This window comes from uncultured Parolsenella sp. (assembly GCF_934660935.1).
Taxonomy (GTDB): Bacteria; Actinomycetota; Coriobacteriia; order Coriobacteriales; family Atopobiaceae; genus Parolsenella.
The window spans coordinates 104,972-123,227 of the sequence record NZ_CAKUIH010000002.1 but is presented as its reverse complement, the minus strand read 5'-3'; the positions used below and the strand labels follow the sequence as shown (position 1 = coordinate 123,227).

The window sequence follows — 18,256 nt, the reverse complement described above, 5'->3', positions numbered from 1 at the left end:
GCGCATAGCATATGCCATTGGCATGGCGACACTTTGGATACACTCGGAAGAGACAGCCTGTTTGGTAACGGAGTGTGTCACGATGACGATCGAAGAATCGAGCGCCAATAGCAACCGCGTCTGTGCGGGCGAGGGCCACGATTGCGCCTTCAGCCGCGCGGGCAGCTCCTGCATGGACAACATCCGCCTTTTCGCAGACCTCCCCGCAGACGCCAAACGCGAGCTCCTCTCCTGCTCGCGCCATTCCGTCCACGAGGAGGGCTCCATCATCGTCCACGAAGGCGATCCCATCGAGAGCATCATCGTCGTGCGCTCCGGTCGCATCAAGACCTTCCGAACGGGCGCCGATGGCGAGGAGTACGTGCTCAGCGTCCTTCATGATGGCCAGGCCCTCTGGCACGGCATGTTCCTCGAAGACCACGTCTATCACTACTCGGTCGAGTGCCTCACGCCCGCCCGCCTCTGCCGCATCCATCGCGCGGATTTCGAGTCCCTCCTCGCCCGTCACCCTGATGTGGCGCTCGGCCTTATCCGCATGGTCTGCACGGAGCTCGATGACGCCGAACAGCGCATCATGATGCTCTCCATCCGCGACCCGCGCCGCCGCCTCGCCCAATACCTGCTCGTCCGCGACCAGAGCTGCGTCGGGCCCGAGATTCACCTCAAGTTGGATGACATCGCAAGCTCCATCGGTCTGCGCCCGGAGACCGTCTCGCGCAACGTCGCCCGCTTCGTGCGCGAGGGCCTCGTCGAGCGCGTGGGCAGGGGCCGCCTGCTCGTCACGGATCACGACGGCCTCGAAGCGGTTGCCGGCGAAGAATAGCCTCCGGGAGCCGCGTCCGCACCCGGGCTCGCCCCTATCGTCCCGTATCTTCCTCCACAAGTCGTCCATAAACCGGCATCCGCTCGCCGTTACAGACGCTACGCTCGCGATTTGCCTCACGAACCGGTATTGGAATCGCGCCATTCACCCGAAAAAATACGCCGTTCGCGGACATGCCGCTAATGTTGCCATTACATTTCTTCGCTCCTTGATTTCAGTCAAGGAACACCTCAATCCGGCGAATTACATTCTTCTCGTTGATTGGGTGATGGGCCAGATGCCCGTCCGCCCGCGCCATGGCAACTTGCCGCGGCAAGAATAACGAGGAGGCGTCATGCAAGGCAGGGTTCACTCGACGGAGTCTTTCGGCTCGGCTGACGGCCCCGGCGTTCGTTTCCTCATCTTCCTTCAGGGTTGCCCCATGCGCTGCCGCTTCTGCCACAACCCGGATACCTGGCGTACCGAGGGTGGCACCCTCATGGGCGTCGACGAGCTCCTTGACCGCGCCGAGCGCTACAGGAGCTACTGGGGTCCCGAAGGCGGCATCACCGTCTCCGGCGGCGAGGCTCTCGCCCAGGCCGAATTCGTGGCCGAGCTCTTCGAGGCCGCCCACGCCCGTGGCATCAACACCTGCCTCGACACCTCCCTCGCTCCGTTCACCCGCGAGGAGCCTACCTTCTCGACGCTTCGCCGCGTCTTCGACGCCTGCGACCTCGTGATGGCAGACATCAAGCACATTGATCCCGAGCGTCACCGCTGGCTCACCGGCCGCGACAACGCCAACATCCTCGACTGCCTCACCTGGCTCTCCGAGCAGGGCAAGGCCATGTGGATCCGCCAGGTCCTCGTGCCGGGCATCACCGACGGCGAGACCTCCCTGCACCAGACTCGCGACTTCATCGCCTCCCTCGGTGATGCCGTCAAGCGCGTCGAAGTGCTCCCGTACCACACGCTGGGCGTCTTCAAGTGGGAAGAGCTCGGCATCCCCTACACCCTCTCCGACGTGAAGCCGCCCTCCCACGAGGACGTCGTCCACGCGGAGCAGATCCTCAGGGGGCTCAACTAGGTAAACCTCTCCGGCGCGGGGGCGCGTCGGAGAACGTAACGAGCGTCGAGCCCGATGGGCGGCGGCGCAGAAGGAGGAAGCATGCAGCTTCGCGAAGAGTGGAAGGGCTTCAAGGGAGGCCACTGGGTCGACGACATCAACGTCCGCGACTTCATCCAGAACAACTACACCGTCTATGACGGCGACGAGTCGTTCCTCGCCGGTCCCACCGAGGCCACCGACGAGCTCTGGGGCAAGGTCCAGGAGCTCCAGGCCGCCGAGCGCGCCAACAACGGCGTCCTCGAGTGCGAGACCGAGATCGTCTCCGGCCTGACCGCCTACGGCCCCGGCTACATCGACGCCGACCACAAGGAGCTTGAGAAGATCGTCGGCCTCCAGACCGACAAGCCCCTCAAGCGCGCCTTCATGCCCTACGGCGGCATCAAGATGGCCCAGCAGGCTGCCGAGAACTACGGCTTCCACGTCAACGACAAGTACAACCAGATCTTCAACGAGTATCGCAAGACCCACAACCAGGGCGTCTTCGATGCGTACACCCCCGAGATGCGCGCCGCTCGTCACTCCCACGTCATCACCGGTCTCCCCGACACCTATGGCCGTGGCCGCATCGTCGGCGACTACCGTCGCGTCGCCCTCTACGGCATCGACCGCCTGATCGCCGGCAAGCAGTACGACCTCGCCAACTGCGGTGGCCGCACCATGACCGACGACGTCGTGCGCAACCGCGAGGAGATCGCCGAGCAGATCCGCGCCCTCAAGGGCCTCAAGGAGATGGCCGCCATCTACGGCTTCGATATCTCCAAGCCCGCCACCAACGCCCGCGAGGCCGTCCAGTGGCTCTACTTCGGCTACCTCGGTGCCATCAAGACCCAGAACGGCGCCGCCATGTCCGTGGGTCGCGTCTCCACGTTCCTCGACATCTTCATTCAGCGTGACCTCGAGGCCGGCACGATCACCGAGTCCGAGGCCCAGGAGCTCATCGACCACCTCGTCCTGAAGCTCCGCATCGTCAAGTTCGCCCGCATCCCGTCCTACCAGGCCCTCTTCTCCGGTGACCCGGTCTGGGCCACCCTCGAGGTCGCCGGCCTCGGCCAGGACGGCCGTAGCCTCGTCACCAAGACGGACTACCGCTTCCTCCACACCCTCGAGAACATGGGCCCGGCCCCCGAGCCGAACCTGACGGTCCTCTACAGCAAGCGCCTGCAGGAGAACTTCCGCAAGTACGCCGCCAAGATCTCCGTCACCACCTCCTCCATCCAGTACGAGAACGACGACGTCATGCGTCCGGTCTGGGGCGACGACTACAGCATCTGCTGCTGCGTTTCCGCCACTGAGACCGGCAAGGAGATGCAGTTCTTCGGCGCCCGCGCCAACCTCGCCAAGTGCCTCAACTACGCCATCAACGGCGGCAAGGACGAGAAGTTCCTGGACAAGCAGGGCAACCACATGCAGGTTGGCCCGGAGTACTCGCCCATCACGAGCGAGTACCTCGACTACGACGAGGTCATGCACAAGTTCGATCTCATGATGGACTGGCTGGCCGACCTCTACGTCAACATCCTCAACCTCATCCAGTACATGCACGACAAGTACTTCTATGAGGCCGAGGAGATGGCTCTCATCGACACCAACGTCCGTCGCACCTTCGCCACGGGCATCGCCGGCTTCTCCCACGTTGTCGACTCCCTCTGCGCCATTAAGTACGCCAAGGTCAAGACCATCCGTGACGAGCAGGGCATCGTTGTCGACTACGAGGTCGAGGGCGACTTCCCGAAGTACGGCAACGACGACGAGCGCGCCGACGACATCGCGGTCTGGCTGCTCAAGACCTTCATGGCCAAGATCGCCAAGCACCACACCTACCGCAACTCCGAGCCCACGACCTCGATCCTGACGATCACCTCCAACGTGGTCTACGGCAAGGCCACCGGCGGCACCCCCGACGGCCGCAAGGCGTTCACCCCGTTCGCCCCGGGTGCCAACCCGGCCTACGGCGCCGAGCAGAACGGCCTGCTCGCCTCGCTCAACTCCGTCGCCAAGCTCCCCTACGAGTACGCCCTCGACGGCATCTCCAACACGCAGACGATCAACCCGTCCGCGCTCGGCAACGATGACGACCAGCGCATCGCCAACCTCGTGAACGTTCTCGACGGCTACTTCGCCAACGGTGCCCACCACCTCAACGTCAACGTCTTTGGCGTCGAGAAGCTCAAGGATGCCATGGAGCACCCCGAGAAGCCCGAGTACGCCAACTTCACCATCCGCGTCTCCGGCTACGCCGTGAAGTTCATCGACCTCACGCGCGAGCAGCAGCTCGACGTCATCGCCCGCACCTGCCACGAGCGCCTCTAAAGGCAAACTGCGGCAGAACGCCAGCGAATACCGCTGACGGCGTAAATGTCAGCCTCCTAGGCGCCTAGGCGCCCGCACAAAGCAGAGGGAGTCCGTCTCAGACGGGCTCCCTCTTTTGGTATCACCAATATGTAGGAAACGATGCCGCTCGGTCGTCGAGGCTCAGCAACCCAGCTACGGACGCTCAGCAGAGCGCCTACAGGTAGTCCAAGAAGGCCTGAGCAGCGAGGCTCATCTCGGTGGTACGGCGGCGCACGAGATAGAGCACGCGGCTCGCGGGATGCGAGAGGTGTCGTACTTCGATGTCGTAGTTGGTACGCTCGAGAGCAAGGCTCGGGAGCAGAGAAACGCCAAGACCCGCCTCGACCATCGCGAGGATCGCGGAGATGTTACTCGTCTCGCAGCTGATACACGGGCCCTTGAGCTCGCGCTGGAGAAGCGGGGCGGTTTCCGTGTCAGCAATAAAGCGTTCGCCGAGAAGCGCGTCTACAGGAATCTCGAAGGGAACCTGAGGGAAATACCCCGGAGGCGTCACCGCCACGATCTCGTCCTTATCGTATGCGGAGGAAATGAAGCCCTCCCCTTCTAGCTTGCTGGGAATGAAGGCCATATCGACCTCGCCGGCAATAAGAAGGCGTTCCGCCTCGCCGTAGGTGCACTCGTTAATGCTGATCTCAATGCCGGGATGTTCCTCGACGAACCTACCAAGCGGCTTGGGAAGGCGAAGAGACACGACACTCGAGGGGGCCGCAATGGCAAGGCTGCCGTCTTCGAGCGACCCCATATTGGAGACGCGCCTGCCGAGAAGATCGTATGCCTCGCAGGCATTGCGAGCATCTCCCAGAAGGCGCTCACCATCATCGGTAAGCGCAAGAAGGGGCCCATGACGCTCGAACAGACGAACTCCCCACTCGCACTCAAGGCTCGCCACAGAGCGACTCACCGTGGACTGCGCGGAGCCAAGCTTCTCTGCCGCACGCGAGATGCTACCTAGACTGGCAGCCTCAACAAACGCTCGAATTTTGTTAACGCTAGATTCCACAGCGTTCCTCCCCCCAGGAACAGCTTGACCACTCATGCGAGTTCAAGTTTTCGTATGTTACAGCTTTATAACAAAAAACAAACTCCCCCTCGCGGACAATTCCGCGAGGGGGAGCTGGGGGACATACAAGCGGCTAATTAGAAGAGGGGGCGGACGGCGGACGACAACAAAGGTTGGGGGGTATCTCGCCCACCGTCCAGGGGGCATCTAATTAGCCATGGCGATCTTACAGACCACCCTTGATGACCTTCTCGCCCTCCTTCATGATGACGTCCATGTTCTCAGGCTTGAGGTCGTGGATGTCACGGGCAACGTCGCCGTTGACGACGAGGAGGTCAGCGAGCTTACCAGCCTCGAGGGAGCCGAACTCATCCTCGTGGTGGACCATCTTGGCGCCGTTGAGGGTAGCGGCCTTGATGGTGTCGAGAATGGTGACGCCGGCCTTGTCGACGAAGTCATACATCTCGTCGATGGTGACGTAGCCGTACGGGGTGACGAAGGAGAAGGAGTCAGAGCCGATGGTGAGCGTGACGCCCATCTCGTTGGCGCGACGGAGGTTGGCGTAGGTGCGCTGGAGCTCACGCTCGATGACGGTGTCGCCGGGGTAGCAAGCGTTGGCCTCGGTCTCCTCGGGCGGGTAGGTGGCGTACCAGGTCGGCAGGAAGCCGATGGTCGGGGTGAAGAAGGTGCCCTGCTCGGCCATGAGCTCCATGGTCTTGTCGTCGAGCTCGAAGCCGTGGATGAGCTGCTCGGCGCCGAAGCGGACGGAGTCGTAAGCGGCGCTCACGGAGTTGTAGGAGTGAGACCACAGAGGAATGCCGGTGATCTTGCACTCGTCAGCAACGGCCTTGATCTCCTCGGTGCTCATGAGCTGCTTGCAGCCGGAGTCCCAGCGCCAGATGCCGCCACCGGTCGCCCAGATCTTGATGGCGTCGGGGTTCTCACGAAGGCGCAGACGGACGGCGTGACGGAGCTCCCACGGACCGTCGACCTGATCGCCCCAGGGGTGAGAGTCCTTGGAGACCTGCAGCGGCAGGTGGTGCGAGTCGCCGTGACCAGCGGTGCGGCAGAAGCCAAGGCCGGTGGCGTAGATGCGGGGACCCTTCATGACGCCCATGTTGACGAGGTCACGGATGGCGATACCGTTGCGGCCGATCTCGCAGACGGTGGTCAGGCCGTGGGTGAGGCAGTCGTAGGACTGCTTGACGGCGCAAGCCTGCTTCTGGGCGACGGACTCGATGACCCAGTCGTTGTCGTCGTCGGTGAGGTTGCCGGAGAAGTGCAGGTGGGTGTCGATGAGGCCCGGCATGACGGTCTTGCCGGTGCAGTCCTCGACCTCGTAGCCAGCGGGCACCTCAGTGCGAGCGCCAGCGTAGGTGATCTTGTCGTCGTCGACGAGGACGAGAGAGTCATCAACCGGAGCAGCGCCGGTGCCGTCGACGAGCCTACCACCAACAAATGCGAACTTGCCCATTTCTTTCCTCCAATACGAGATTCCAACCAAACTACTTGCTTGTATTACTCACGCGTTTCTTACGCGCTTGGAGCCTAAGTACTTGGTGCAGGTCGAACTAGAGAGTGCGGGGGGAACTAGGCCGTGGCCTTCTGCTTGCCGAAGACGGCAAGGATGACGAAGCCGATGGCGAGCCAGCCGAGGGTCAGAGCCCACTCGATCGGCTTAAGAGCGGCCGGCGAGAACGGGACGACCATGAGGCCGATGATCAGCAGGCCGGCGCCCATGGCACAGTAGATGCCGAACATGCCACCGTTGACCTTGTACGGACGCGGGAGGTCGGGCTCGGTCTTGCGAAGCTTCATGCAGGCGAAGCCGGCCATGGTGCAGGCGAACACGAAGCCGAGGGCAGCGACGTTCGTCAGCGGGACGAGCATGTTGTTGCCGAGGAACGGACCAACGAGGGTCAGGACGCCCATGACAGCGACGGCCTTCTTGGGGACACCGGAGCCCTCGTCGAGGACGGCGAAGTCAGCGGGGAGCATGCCCTTGCGGCCGAGGGCCAGCATGAGGCGGGTGGAAGCGCCGAAGAAGGAGTTCATCGGGCCCAGAGGTCCAAGCGTGGCGATGATGAGCATCGCGATGTAGAAGAAGAGGTTGATGCGCTCGAGCACAGCCAGAGCGGGAACCGGAGCCATAACGAACTCGTGCCAGTCGATGATGGTGCCGAAGCTGTAGATGCAGATCAGGTAGAAGGCACCAGAGGCGAGAAGAGCGAGGGCCGGGATGAGGCCGAACTTCTTCCAGTCAATGTTCTCAGAGGCCTCCTCAGCCTGCTGAGGGATGGTGTCGAAGCCCGCGTAGAAGAACGGGGTCATGACGAGAACTGCAACGATGCCGCTCATGAGGCTCGTAGCGGACGTGGAGGTACCACCCGCAGCGTCAGCCACCTGAGAGAACACGGGCATGGCGTTGCTCGGGGAACCGGTCATGAAGCTGATGACCATGGCGAGGACCATGCCGGTCAGGAGCGCCTTGGTGAGGAAGCTGGAGAGCTTAGCAGCGGCACCAGCGCCCTTGAGGTTCATGAAGATGACGAGCACGGCGAAGCCAAGAGCGATGACCGTCGGCCAGAGGTACACGTCAGCGCCGAGAATCGTGTAGAGCTTGACGCTCGTGAGCCACGAAAGGATCTCGAACTTAGCGAAGCGGGTGGTCAGAAGCTTCGAGATGGCGATGGCCTCCCAGGGGCAGAGGGGCGCGTTGCCGAGAAGAAGCATCCAGCCGGTGATGAAGCCCATCTTGCGGCCGTACGTACGCTCGACGTACTCGATGATGCCGCCAGAAATAGGAATAGCCGCGGTAAGCTCGCCGAAGACCATTCCGATGGGCACAAGAAGGATGGAGCCGAGAGCGAAGGCGATCATTGCGGGGATGGGACCGCCACCGAGCACCATCCAATCGCCCACGAGAAGCACCCATCCGGTGCCGATGATTGCGCCAAAGCCGATGGTGAAGAAGTTGAAGAGCGTTAGCTCCTTCTTCATCCCTCCGGCGCTGGCCTCCTGTTCTGCCATAACTTGTCTCCCTTCGTCTTTAGCAGTTTCTCCTGCTGGCTTTGATTCTGGTCAAGGAGACGAAGGGACAAAAGAAGCCTGGGAGTCCGCTCGATCTGAGCGGTATCAAATGGCCCGCGAATGGTGTTTGTTTCGTGATGGTAACATCGAAGCGTTCGATGACAGTCTCACAACGCCTGCATAATCGCAGGTAGAGAGCGTGTTAATCCTGCAGAAACATACATGGGGACAAGTTAACGTGCTTTTAACGGGCTTTCGCACTAAAATTAAGCACTAATGACTAAAGGTCTTTTTTCTCGTATATCCCCAGGCTCACGGCATAGCTCGCACCATATGCGAGCAGCGAAATCACGCCCAGAAGGGCGAGGGACATCACGAGGTTCTGGTCAATCCAACCGGCCACTTCCGCAGCCTTCTCGGCTGTGACCATGTTCACCCCAACTGCAATCGCAAACGAAGCAACGAGTACCGCCGCGCACGCAAAAGCCCTTGCGCCACGCGCTCCCCCAAACTTCGTGAGGAATGGAATCGCAATCGCGCAGACGATTAGGCCACACGCCATCGACGCGAGCGATGAGGCGAAGACCTCGGCAGGTGCTACCAGCTCTGGCGATTTAGCCTGGGGCAACGCCGCAAATAGGCATTGGAGCGCCAAGCTGACCGCAGTGCCCAAGAGCGCGCCCGCAAAAGCCAGGACGAGCACCGTCGCATACCGACCCGCCACGACCTCCCTCCGCGAGAGGGGCAAAGTCGCCCGAAACCTCCCCCAGTTGTTCTGGTCCTCATAGCCCGCAAGGGAAAATGCGCACAGCAGCGTCATCATCGCGCTGACACTTCCTGCAACCCCCACCCCACCAGAGCCGATCATAATAAACGTGCTGGTAAAGACCAAAGTCACGATAATCGAGGGCATAAAGGGAGCGAGCGTTCTCAGGTCACAGGAAACGGCGTTTTTCATCGGGTCTCCCCCTTCAGGAAGAAGTGCAGGTAATCGTCAATGCTTGCGTGATCGCAGGGGATGTCGGGAAAGGCCTCGGCGAACTCGAAGCGATTGGGCACGAGAACGTCACAGGCAAACTCGCGTCGGATCACTCGGGCGCCGACAACGCAGGATAGGACCTCGCCAAGCTGGGCCTGGGCGCATCGCGCCACGCCAGCAGTGTCCGTGATGTCCTCTCGGGCGACATCAAAGAGAATCCGTCCCCCATCGATCGCCACCACGCGGTCCGCGATACGCTCCAGGTCCGTCGTGATGTGGCTCGAGAGCAGCACGCCATGGCCCTCCTCGCTTGCGAACGCGCGGAACTGGTCAAGGACTTCGTCGCGAGCGATGGGGTCAAGGCCAGCCGTCGCCTCATCGAGAATCAGCAGCTCGGCTTCGTGCGAGAATGCCACCGCAAGCTGCAGCTTCATCCCCATGCCACGCGAGAGGTCCTTCACCTTGGTCTTGAGGCCGAGGCCATACTCCGCACACAGGCCCTCGAAGCGAGCTTGATCCCAGGATCCATACGCGGCCGATACGCAAGCCGCGGATTGCCGGACGGTGTGGTCTCTAGGGAACGGGCACCCGTCAAGCACCACGCCCACGCGAGAGCGAACGTCTCTCTGGCACTCGCTCGAGGCGTGGGCGCCGAACGCATTGCCGAACAGGCTTAGCTCACCGGAGTCAAGGGGCAGAAGACCGAGGGCGGCGCGAATCGTCGTGGTCTTACCGGCACCATTCGCCCCCACGAGGCCCACGACCTCGCCCTCTCCCACCGTCAGGCTAACGCCGTCAAGGGCAAAGGAGTCATTCACGCGACGGCATATGTCGCGCATTTCAAGCAGGTTTGTCATCGTCACACCTTTCTAGTCGAGGGATTCCGGCGCCATGAGGTCGAGCAAGTCATGTAGCTCCCGGCGGGTTAGCCCGACGTCCATCGCCTCGACGCATGCCCGCGAGAGGAGCGTCTCGACGTGTTTCTGGCGTTCCTCGCGCAGGAGCTCGCGGTTCTTCTCGGAGACAAAGCAGCCCTTGCCCTGGACCGTTTCGATCAGGCCGACCGCCTCGAGATCCGCATAGGCACGCTTGGTGGTGATGACGCTCACGCCCAAACCGTCCGCGAGGGCGCGAATGGAGGGCAACCTCTCCCCCGCCGCAAGAGCCCCAGAAAGAACCTGCGACTTTATCTGCGAGGAGATCTGCTCGTAGATTGGCTTATCGCTCGATTTGGAAAGGATGATGTCCATGCGCCGTCCTTACTGTGTATATCTGTTAAGCACAGTATATACACAGTATGCACAGTCACGCAAGAGTGAAGTATTAGACTTTGGATTTTCCTAAAGCCGCAGGTAAACAAGCATGTTATTTGTGATACGGCTCTCCGCGGCTAATCTTGCAGGCACGATAGACCTGCTCGAGCAGGACCACGCGCGCGAGGTTGTGCGGCAGGGTGATGGGGCCAAAGGAGAACGTCTCGTCAGCACGGGAGCGAACATCGGGCGAGACGCCATCCGAGCCACCAATCACAAACGTGAGGTCGCTCTTGCCCCGGAGGGCAAGCTCGTCAAGGTGTTCCGAGAAGGCCTCGCTCGAACGCTGCTTGCCATCAATCGCCAGGAGAATCACGTGGCTGCGCTCGGGAATCACAGAGAGGATCTCCTCGCCCTCGCGCGAGCGACTCGCCTCGACTCCACCCGCGCGAGCCGGGTCGATATCCGCCACCTCACGAATCTCGACCTTGCCATAGGCGCCCAGGCGCTTCGTATACTCGGCGCAGGCATCACGCCAGAAGCGCTCCTTGAGCTTGCCGACAGCGACGACCGTATAGCGCATGAGACTCCCTTACATTCCCTTACATATATACATATTGAGGGACAGTCCGGTTGGCGAGTGCGCGCGGACGCGCGAATCCTCAAAGTGGGACAATGCCCTTGTTCGCAACAAATTGTCCCACAGGAGGTGGAGATGGGAAGCCACAAGAAATCGGCGCTCAAGGCGCAGCGTAGCGCCTTCGAGGCGAGCCTCGGCGATCAACTTGCGAGCACGTTCGAACGCGAGGACGCCCGCCGCGAGCAGGCGGCGCAGCAGCGCGAAGCCCAGCTCCGCCACAAGGCGTGCGAACGCAAGAAGCGCTATTCGAGCGAAAGCGAGGCCAAACTCGCGATTCGCGACTGCGAGCGCCATGGGTCTCGCGACCTCCACACCTATCGCTGCCCCTATTGCGGCGGCTGGCATCTCACCCACAAGTCCACGCGCAAGTAGATTCCGGACAATATCTGAGCCCAAAGACGTCATGGCCAAAGCCTTCGGATGCGAAAACAATCTTCTCAACCAGATGCCATCCGTTCGCGCAAGCAGGCAGACACGAAGGAGACACCCGTGCTCACCTCGTTGTTAAGTGAATCTCCCGTAGGGTCGCTCGTGCTCGGGAGCGAGGACGGCGAGAGGTTGCGTTCATGCCTGTTCACAACGGGAAGGCAGGGAACGAAAACTCCGGAAACCAGCCAACGCAGCCATACGCCCATCTTCGACCAGGCTCGAGATTGGCTGACAAGGTACTTCGCAGGAGAGCGACCAAACCCCGCTGAGTTACCGCTCGACCCCGAGGGCACAGCCTTCCAGCTCAGCGTCTGGGAGGTCCTGGCAGCCATCCCCTACGGTGAGACGGTCACGTACGGTTGGGTCGCCGAGAGAGTTGGCGAGAATCGTGGCAAGCGAACGTCCGCCAGGGCTGTGGGTGGCGCCGTTGGCGCAAACCCGCTCGGCATCATCATCCCTTGCCATCGCGTCATCGGCGCGAACGGCAGCCTTACGGGATTTGGTGGCGGCCTTGAGGCGAAAGTTGCCCTGCTCGAGCTAGAGGGCGTTGCGATGTCGCGCGGCGCGAGGTCTGAGGCGATTGAAACTCCTAGCAAAAAAACGGTCCAGATGCTCTGATTGCGACTGAAACTCCTAGCGAATTCAGCCTGGATGCTCTGACTGCGGCAACACGTCTCGAAAAATCAGATACGGCTTGCAAAGCCATTCGCGACCGACAGGAATTGATGTCTTAGATCCACAAAGCCCCGGTTAGCATGCACCGAATTAGTGTCCGAAAGGCGCGGTATGCTCCCACAAAAAGGGCGAAGGGAGTGATGGTGGCAGCGAGTTCGCAGAAACAAGGTAAGACCGGCTGGCTATTTGGCCTTTGCGTCGTCATGGCCATCCTAGTCCTCATAGCAGGCTGCGAGAAGAAGGCTCCGAAGAGGCAGAGCGCTCCCCTGACGGTGCCGCCGTCCGTCTCCGCTGCCGCCACCACTCCCCCGCCGGCAACCACTGCACCCGCGATCACAGAAGCCACCACACCCGCCGCCACGCTGCCCACCACCTCGCCTGATGGCACCCCGGTAGAGGACTCTCTCCCCTGGAAGGGCATGCCCGCAGGGCTCCTCGACAAGACCTGGCTCGGCGCCCCTGAGCGCACGGGCGAGGTCATCGACGGTGGTTTGTTTGATGGTGGCGTCACCTACTACTGGTACTCGACGAACGGGCTCCACGACGTCCTGTTTTCGGCAACCGTTCGCGACGGGGAAGTCATCAACGTCGCGAAGTGGAACACAGGCAGGAACTATTGGGAAGGCTACTGGGGCCTGCCCAATAGGGATGCATCGGGAGAAAAGGTCAAGACCGCCGCTCCCACGTATGAGTCCCCCTATGACTATGACTCGCCGGATGACTACGCGGACACCGCGGAGGATTACTTTCGCTGGCTCGGGTGCGATGACCCCTATGACGCCGCCTATCAGCACTGGGAGGACCTTGCCGGTTAGGGTACGGGTGCCGCCACCGCGACTCATCACCGGAGACAAAAAATGAGACACGGGGCCCAGATGCTCTGCATACAATTAAGACGTCGGCCAAAAGCCCGCCAACAAACCCAAGCTCGCAAGCAGGACCTTATAGATTTGGAGCAGCCATGACCGTCAGATTCTTCAACTTCACCGATGGACAAAACGTAAAGCTCACCGCGGAGCGCGGCGGGTACTCGGTGATTGAGTACCAGAGCGACATGAGCGTCAACCCCCACGAGGCCCAGCTCGCCTACTTCGCCTCCAAGATGAACGTAAGGCGTCGTCAGCTCGTCTGCCACCTCGACAGGTTCCCCTCGCACTGCGTCTCCATGCAGGCGGGCGCCATGCAATGGATGAGCGGCGACGTCCAGCCGAGGACCGGCATTCGCGGCGCAGGCGACTTCGCCCGCAAGCTCGTCCGCGGCTCCGTCACAGGCGAGTCCGCGATCAAGCCCGAGTACGAGGGGACCGGCATCGTCACCCTCGAGCCCACCTACAAGTTCATCCTGCTAGAGGACGTGACGGATTGGAACGGCGGCATCATCATCGAAGACGGCGCCTATCTCTCCAGCGACGCCTCCCTCACTCACAGGGCAGAGATGATTTCACGTCCCTCTGCCGCCATCGCGGGTGGCGAGGGCCTCTTCAACCTCGGTCTCTATGGAAATGGCCTTGTCGCCCTTGAGTCGTCTGTTCCCAGGGAGGAGCTCATCATCGCCGATCTCTACGATGACGTCATCAAGATTGACGGTTCCCTCGCCATCGCTTGGTCGCCCACGCTTCAGTTCACCGTCGAGCGCACCACGAAGTCGCTCATCGGCTCCGCTGCCTCGGGCGAGGGGCTCGTTAACGTCTACCGTGGTACCGGCAGGATCATGTTCGCGCCCGTCGCCGCTGGCCACGTCAGCGGAGCGTCCACGGGTGCATAGCGGCGCGTCCGCGGATGCACGCAAAAGCCGGCGGGAAGCCGCGCACCGATGGGGCTATCCTCCAGAGGAGAGACGGCCCCGTTCGACGCGCAAGCTTCCCGTCGGCTTCGTCTTAAAACGTTTTATCATGGCGCGTCGCCAGCTTGCCCCGCCTCGCGAACGCCGAAAGTAAGCCTACCAGCTAAGGAGCTCGTAGCCGTCCTCGGTCACGACAAGCTGGACCTCCCACTGGGCAGAATCCGAACCATCGGCCGTGCGCACGGTCCAGCCATTGGGATCGTCCATGTCGATATCCGCACCGCCGGCGTTGACCATCGGCTCGATCGTGAAGCACATGCCCGGAGCAAGCACGACGCCCTCCCCCGGCTCGCCGACGTGCGATACGAACGGATCCTCGTGAAACGCGTTGCCAATGCCGTGACCGCCAAACTCGCGTACAACGCTAAAGCCGTTCTCCTCCACGTAGCTCTGGACGGCATGAGCCATGTCGCCCAACGTGTTCCAGGGCTTCACCTGGGCAAGGCCACGCTGGACACTCTCGCGTGTTACGTCAACGAGCTTCTGACGCTCAGGCGAGACCTCGCCGATGCAGAACATGCGGCTCGAATCAGAGTAATAGCCGTCGAGAATCGTGGAGCAGTCGACGTTGACGATGTCACCGTCCTTGAGAATGTCCCCCTCGCTGGGGATACCGTGGCACACCACGTCGTTGATGGAGGTGCAAACGCTGTTGGGGAAGCCCTCGTAATTGAGGTCCGCCGGGGTACCGCCGTGCTCGACGGTGTAGTCATAAATCCACTTGTCCACCTCGGCAGTGCTGACACCGGCGTGGATGCGCTCCCCCACCATGTCAAGCACGCCGATGTTGATGGCGGCAGAGCGCTTGATGCCCTCGATGTCTTCCGGCGTCTTTAGCAGGCGGCGGACGATGACTTCCATACCGGCGTTGTAGCACTCCTGCAGACGCTCGTCGATTCGAGCGTGGCACTTCTTGTACTTCTTGCCGCTACCGCACCAGCAGAGGTCGTTACGTCCGGGAACCGGATCGTTGTCATACATGGTTAACTCCTTTCGTCTGCAGGTAAGTATGGCACTTTACGTGCCGACAAGGACGCAGAGAGCCCGCCCGGACAATCCGGACGGGCTCCAATCACGTCATCAGCCGCTAGGCGTCTGCGAAGAGGCGTTAGTTCCAAGCCTTGCCGTCAGAGCCGAACTCGCGGATGAGCTCCTTGGTGCGCTCGACGATGGCGTCGCGACCAGGCTTCAGCATCTTGCGCGGATCGTAGCCCTTGCCCTGCTGATCCTTGCCAGCCTCGACGTACTCACGAACGCCCTTGGCGAAGACGACCTGGAGGTCAGTGTTGACGTTGACCTTGCAGATGCCCATGGAGACGGCCTTCTGGACCTGGTCGACGGGGATGCCGGTGCCACCGTGGAGAACGAGGGGCAGGTCGCCGGTCTTTGCCTTGATGGCGGCAAGCTGATCGAAGGAGAGGCCCTTCCAGTCGGCCGGGTAGAGGCCGTGGATGTTGCCGATGCCGCAGGCGAGGAAGTCAACACCGAGGTCAGCGATCTGCTTGCACTGATCGGGGTCAGCGAGCTCACCCTCAGAGGCAACGCCGTCCTCGACGCCACCAATGCCACCGACCTCAGCCTCGATGGAGAGGCCCTTGGAGTGGGCGAGCTTCACGAGCTCAGCGGTGCGCTCGAGGTTGGTCTCGAAGTCCTTCTCGTGGGAGCCGTCATACATGATGGAGGAGAAGCCGGCCTCGATGGCCTTGAAGCAGTCCTCGTAGGAGCCGTGATCGAGGTGGAGGCAGACGGGCACGGTGATGTTCAGGGTGTCCATCATGTCGACAACAACGTCGTGGCAGAGCTTGAAGCTGGTCATCCACTTGGCGGCACCAGCGGTGCACTGGATGATGAGCGGGCTCTGGAGCTCCTCGGCGGCGGTGAGGATGCCGTAGGTCCACTCGATGTTGTTGGTGTTGAACGCGCCAAGGCCGTAGTGGCCCTTCTCGGCGGACTGGAGCATGTGCGTAGCGTTAACGAGCATGTCTTTCCTCCATTGCTTGATGAGCAACAAACACTAACTGAATCGGATTATAGCGAGCGATGCTGACACGAGAGCGAAAAGTACCGAGTTCTTACAGAAATCTGCAGCTAGATGGCTAGTTGTTCGCTATGCCGTAGTCATTTTGTGATGAGGATGAACTGCATTCGGCATTCATTCATGCAACAAGCGGATGCTCACGCCGCGGGTGCGGCAACGGTTGCGCGCACGGTCGAGCGTCGCGCGGTGCGGGGGCGCGCCGCGGGCAGGCATGGCACGGGGCCCGGCGCAGGGAGCCCCGGCGTGGGCAGGCGCAGCGACAAGCCGCCGCCGCAGCGGAACGGCGAAGCCTATGCCAGGCGAACGATGGCGAAGACGAACGCGAAGACGAACGTGACGAGCATCATTACCGCGCCCGAGAAGAGAAAGACATCGGAGAGCAGCATCACGCGCCTCTCGGCGTGAGAGTCACAACGAGCGCACATCTCCGCCACCATCGAGAGGACGGTGGTCGTGACGAGAATGGCCACGCAGGCGAGGATGAGCGAGAGAAGCACGATCTTCTGCCAGGTGGCCTCGATCCCCGTGAACGCATAGGGACCAGCGATAGCCAGCGCCACACCCATGATCGCGGCCACACACGCACGCATGACTCCGCCCTCCGCCATTGCCTCTCCAGTCCCTCGCCCCTCAGAACCTGAAAAAGGGACAGTCCCTATTTCAGGTTTCGTTTTGCAACCTGCAAAAGGGACTGTCCCTTTTGCAGGTTTCCATCGTCAGCCTCCGGATTTGTTGTCCGGCATGCTTTTGCAGGTTTCCATCGTCAGCCTCCGGATTTGTTGTCCGGCATGGGGAATACAATAGTGAAATCGAATCGCCCGACGCAACCTGCCCACGAAAGGAAACGCATGAATGACTTCAGTTTCTCCATGCCCACCAAAGTCGTCTTTGGCAGGGGCATGACGGACCATACCGGCTCCGAGCTCGCGTCTCGCGGCTTTAAGCATGCCCTCGTCGTCTATGGCAAGGATTCCGTCGTGCGCACGGGCACGCTTGACCGAGTCCTCGCCTCCCTCGATGCCGCCGGCGTCGCCCACACGGAGTACGGCGGTGCCCAGCCCAACCCCAGCCTCGCCCACGCCCGAGAGGGCGTAGAGGTGGCACGCGCCTCGGGCGCCGATGTCGTTCTCGCCGTTGGCGGCGGTTCCGCCATCGACACCGCAAAGGGCATCGCCCTCGGTGTCCCCTACCAGGGTGACCTGTGGGACCTCTACACCCATGCCGCCAAGCCCGTGGCGGAGGGCAAGCTTCCCGTCGCGTGCGTCCTCACCATTCCTGCCGCCGGCTCCGAGGCAAGCGCCTCAAGCGTCCTTACCAACGAGGAGACCCACCTCAAGAAGGGCCTCTCGTCCGAGCTCAACCGCCCCGTCGTCTCCGTTCTCGACCCTGAGCTGACCTTCACCCTCCCCGCCTACCAGACGGCAGCCGGCGTAACGGACATGTGCGCTCACATCCTCGAGCGCTTCTTCTCAACCAGCGGCCCCGTTCCCGTGACCGACCAGCTTGACTGCGGCCTCATCCGCGCCATCATCTCCGAGGCAGGCCGCGTCATGGAGGACCCCGAGTGCTATGACGCGCGCGCCAACCTCATGTGGGCCGGCACGCTCGCCCACAATGACCTCGCCGGATGCGGCCGTGGAGCCAACGGCGGTCGCGCGGGCGGCTGGGAGAGCCATGGCATGGAGCACGAGCTCTCCGCACATGACCCCAAGGTCGCCCACGGCGCCGGCCTTGCCGTCATCATGCCGGCATGGATGCGCTACGTCTGGCAGTCCAACCCCGAGCGCTTCCTCACCCTGGGCGCCGGCGTGTTTGACATCGAGCCGGTGGATGTCGTCGAGGATTGCATCGACGCCACGCCGGAGGAGGCCGTCGAGGACGCCATCCTCGCCACGATCGACGAGCTGCAGGCCTTCTTCTGTTCCATCGGTATGCCGCGCACGCTGGGAGAGCTCGGCTTCACCGCCGATGACATCCCCGCTTTCCTCGAGACGCTCAAGCAGAACAAGGGCGCCGAGTTTGGCCAGCTCCAAAGGCTCACGATGGATGACGCGCGCGCCATCTACGAGAGCTGCCTGTAGTCAGC

Annotated in this window: 18 protein-coding genes; 8 read left to right on the top strand and 10 right to left on the bottom strand. The window is 61.8% G+C overall.

The genetic code is table 11. From position 1 onward, the window contains the following. Positions 1–82 precede the first annotated feature (82 nt). The 3 genes from Q0H23_RS01550 to pflB all read left to right on the top strand — a co-directional run bounded on the left by Q0H23_RS01550 (position 83) and on the right by pflB (position 4,241). A complete protein-coding gene (locus Q0H23_RS01550) occupies positions 83–823 on the top strand; it encodes a Crp/Fnr family transcriptional regulator (protein WP_293815151.1) in 741 nt (246 codons plus the stop codon). 334 nt (positions 824–1,157) lie between these two features. Next, positions 1,158–1,889: a pyruvate formate-lyase-activating protein gene (gene pflA, locus Q0H23_RS01545; RefSeq protein WP_293815149.1), complete on the top strand. Its 732-nt coding sequence runs from the start codon at positions 1,158–1,160 to the stop codon at positions 1,887–1,889. A gap of 81 nt (positions 1,890–1,970) precedes the next feature. Beyond that, on the top strand, positions 1,971–4,241 hold the full coding sequence (pflB, locus tag Q0H23_RS01540) for a formate C-acetyltransferase (RefSeq protein ID WP_293815147.1): 2,271 nt from the start codon (positions 1,971–1,973) through the stop codon (positions 4,239–4,241). A 196-nt stretch (positions 4,242–4,437) separates the two neighbouring features. Here the strand turns inward: pflB and Q0H23_RS01535 are convergent, their stop codons facing one another. The 7 genes from Q0H23_RS01535 to rlmH all read right to left on the bottom strand — a co-directional run bounded on the left by Q0H23_RS01535 (position 4,438) and on the right by rlmH (position 11,128). Then, complete coding sequence (locus Q0H23_RS01535; protein ID WP_293815145.1) at positions 4,438–5,283, bottom strand: LysR family transcriptional regulator; 846 nt, start codon at positions 5,281–5,283, stop codon at positions 4,438–4,440. A gap of 226 nt (positions 5,284–5,509) precedes the next feature. Then, positions 5,510–6,757, bottom strand: a complete 1,248-nt coding sequence (locus tag Q0H23_RS01530; RefSeq protein WP_293834966.1) for an amidohydrolase family protein — start codon at positions 6,755–6,757, stop codon at positions 5,510–5,512. Between the two features lie 116 nt (positions 6,758–6,873). Beyond that, positions 6,874–8,313, bottom strand: a complete 1,440-nt coding sequence (locus tag Q0H23_RS01525; RefSeq protein WP_293815518.1) for an APC family permease — start codon at positions 8,311–8,313, stop codon at positions 6,874–6,876. A 280-nt stretch (positions 8,314–8,593) separates the two neighbouring features. After that, positions 8,594–9,271, bottom strand: a complete 678-nt coding sequence (locus Q0H23_RS01520) for an ABC-2 transporter permease (protein ID WP_293834963.1) — start codon at positions 9,269–9,271, stop codon at positions 8,594–8,596. After that, positions 9,268–10,149, bottom strand: a complete 882-nt coding sequence (locus Q0H23_RS01515) for an ABC transporter ATP-binding protein (protein ID WP_293834961.1) — start codon at positions 10,147–10,149, stop codon at positions 9,268–9,270. The genes Q0H23_RS01520 and Q0H23_RS01515 overlap by 4 nt, the downstream gene beginning before the upstream one ends. 12 nt (positions 10,150–10,161) lie before the next feature. Continuing rightward, positions 10,162–10,542 (bottom strand): GntR family transcriptional regulator, encoded by a 381-nt coding sequence (locus Q0H23_RS01510; RefSeq protein ID WP_293815511.1) that lies wholly within the window; start codon positions 10,540–10,542, stop codon positions 10,162–10,164. A gap of 115 nt (positions 10,543–10,657) precedes the next feature. After that, positions 10,658–11,128 carry a 23S rRNA (pseudouridine(1915)-N(3))-methyltransferase RlmH gene (gene rlmH / locus Q0H23_RS01505; RefSeq protein ID WP_293815509.1) on the bottom strand — a complete coding sequence of 157 codons (471 nt, stop codon included), beginning with the start codon at positions 11,126–11,128 and terminating at the stop codon, positions 10,658–10,660. A 132-nt stretch (positions 11,129–11,260) separates the two neighbouring features. Here rlmH and Q0H23_RS01500 point away from each other — a divergent pair, with 132 nt between their 5' ends. The 4 genes from Q0H23_RS01500 (at position 11,261) to Q0H23_RS01485 (ending at position 14,054) form a co-directional block, all read left to right on the top strand. Then, positions 11,261–11,557, top strand: a complete 297-nt coding sequence (locus Q0H23_RS01500; protein ID WP_293815507.1) for a hypothetical protein — start codon at positions 11,261–11,263, stop codon at positions 11,555–11,557. A gap of 117 nt (positions 11,558–11,674) precedes the next feature. Continuing rightward, entirely contained in the window at positions 11,675–12,232 is a 558-nt protein-coding gene (locus tag Q0H23_RS01495; RefSeq protein ID WP_293834959.1) for a methylated-DNA--[protein]-cysteine S-methyltransferase, read from the top strand. A gap of 200 nt (positions 12,233–12,432) precedes the next feature. Beyond that, positions 12,433–13,104 carry a hypothetical protein gene (locus Q0H23_RS01490; RefSeq protein WP_293834957.1) on the top strand — a complete coding sequence of 224 codons (672 nt, stop codon included), beginning with the start codon at positions 12,433–12,435 and terminating at the stop codon, positions 13,102–13,104. A gap of 146 nt (positions 13,105–13,250) precedes the next feature. Then, positions 13,251–14,054 (top strand): AIM24 family protein, encoded by an 804-nt coding sequence (locus Q0H23_RS01485; protein ID WP_293834955.1) that lies wholly within the window; start codon positions 13,251–13,253, stop codon positions 14,052–14,054. 174 nt (positions 14,055–14,228) lie between these two features. Here Q0H23_RS01485 and map read toward each other — a convergent pair whose 3' ends face one another. The 3 genes from map to Q0H23_RS01470 all read right to left on the bottom strand — a co-directional run bounded on the left by map (position 14,229) and on the right by Q0H23_RS01470 (position 16,778). Continuing rightward, complete coding sequence (gene map, locus Q0H23_RS01480; RefSeq protein WP_293815499.1) at positions 14,229–15,113, bottom strand: type I methionyl aminopeptidase; 885 nt, start codon at positions 15,111–15,113, stop codon at positions 14,229–14,231. Positions 15,114–15,240: 127 nt separating this feature from the next. Next, complete coding sequence (fba, locus tag Q0H23_RS01475; protein WP_293815497.1) at positions 15,241–16,113, bottom strand: class II fructose-1,6-bisphosphate aldolase; 873 nt, start codon at positions 16,111–16,113, stop codon at positions 15,241–15,243. A gap of 347 nt (positions 16,114–16,460) precedes the next feature. Continuing rightward, on the bottom strand, positions 16,461–16,778 hold the full coding sequence (locus tag Q0H23_RS01470) for a hypothetical protein (RefSeq protein WP_293834954.1): 318 nt from the start codon (positions 16,776–16,778) through the stop codon (positions 16,461–16,463). Positions 16,779–17,018: 240 nt separating this feature from the next. Between Q0H23_RS01470 and Q0H23_RS01465 the strand changes: the two genes are divergently transcribed. Continuing rightward, positions 17,019–18,251, top strand: a complete 1,233-nt coding sequence (locus tag Q0H23_RS01465) for an iron-containing alcohol dehydrogenase (RefSeq protein ID WP_293834952.1) — start codon at positions 17,019–17,021, stop codon at positions 18,249–18,251. Positions 18,252–18,256: the final 5 nt, after the last annotated feature.

Excerpts from the sequence above, each read along its gene's own strand:
- Q0H23_RS01500 (WP_293815507.1), top strand. The coding sequence starts at position 11,261 with ATGGGAAGCCACAAGAAATCGGCGCTCAAGGCGCAGCGTAGCGCCTTC.
- Q0H23_RS01525 (WP_293815518.1), bottom strand. The coding sequence starts at position 8,313 with ATGGCAGAACAGGAGGCCAGCGCCGGAGGGATGAAGAAGGAGCTAACG.
- map (WP_293815499.1), bottom strand. The coding sequence starts at position 15,113 with ATGTATGACAACGATCCGGTTCCCGGACGTAACGACCTCTGCTGGTGC.
- Q0H23_RS01520 (WP_293834963.1), bottom strand. The coding sequence starts at position 9,271 with ATGAAAAACGCCGTTTCCTGTGACCTGAGAACGCTCGCTCCCTTTATG.
- Q0H23_RS01515 (WP_293834961.1), bottom strand. The coding sequence starts at position 10,149 with ATGACAAACCTGCTTGAAATGCGCGACATATGCCGTCGCGTGAATGAC.
- pflA (WP_293815149.1), top strand. The coding sequence starts at position 1,158 with ATGCAAGGCAGGGTTCACTCGACGGAGTCTTTCGGCTCGGCTGACGGC.
- rlmH (WP_293815509.1), bottom strand. The coding sequence starts at position 11,128 with ATGCGCTATACGGTCGTCGCTGTCGGCAAGCTCAAGGAGCGCTTCTGG.
- pflB (WP_293815147.1), top strand. The coding sequence starts at position 1,971 with ATGCAGCTTCGCGAAGAGTGGAAGGGCTTCAAGGGAGGCCACTGGGTC.
- fba (WP_293815497.1), bottom strand. The coding sequence starts at position 16,113 with ATGCTCGTTAACGCTACGCACATGCTCCAGTCCGCCGAGAAGGGCCAC.
- Q0H23_RS01470 (WP_293834954.1), bottom strand. The coding sequence starts at position 16,778 with ATGGCGGAGGGCGGAGTCATGCGTGCGTGTGTGGCCGCGATCATGGGT.
- Q0H23_RS01510 (WP_293815511.1), bottom strand. The coding sequence starts at position 10,542 with ATGGACATCATCCTTTCCAAATCGAGCGATAAGCCAATCTACGAGCAG.
- Q0H23_RS01465 (WP_293834952.1), top strand. The coding sequence starts at position 17,019 with ATGAATGACTTCAGTTTCTCCATGCCCACCAAAGTCGTCTTTGGCAGG.
- Q0H23_RS01485 (WP_293834955.1), top strand. The coding sequence starts at position 13,251 with ATGACCGTCAGATTCTTCAACTTCACCGATGGACAAAACGTAAAGCTC.
- Q0H23_RS01550 (WP_293815151.1), top strand. The coding sequence starts at position 83 with ATGACGATCGAAGAATCGAGCGCCAATAGCAACCGCGTCTGTGCGGGC.
- Q0H23_RS01530 (WP_293834966.1), bottom strand. The coding sequence starts at position 6,757 with ATGGGCAAGTTCGCATTTGTTGGTGGTAGGCTCGTCGACGGCACCGGC.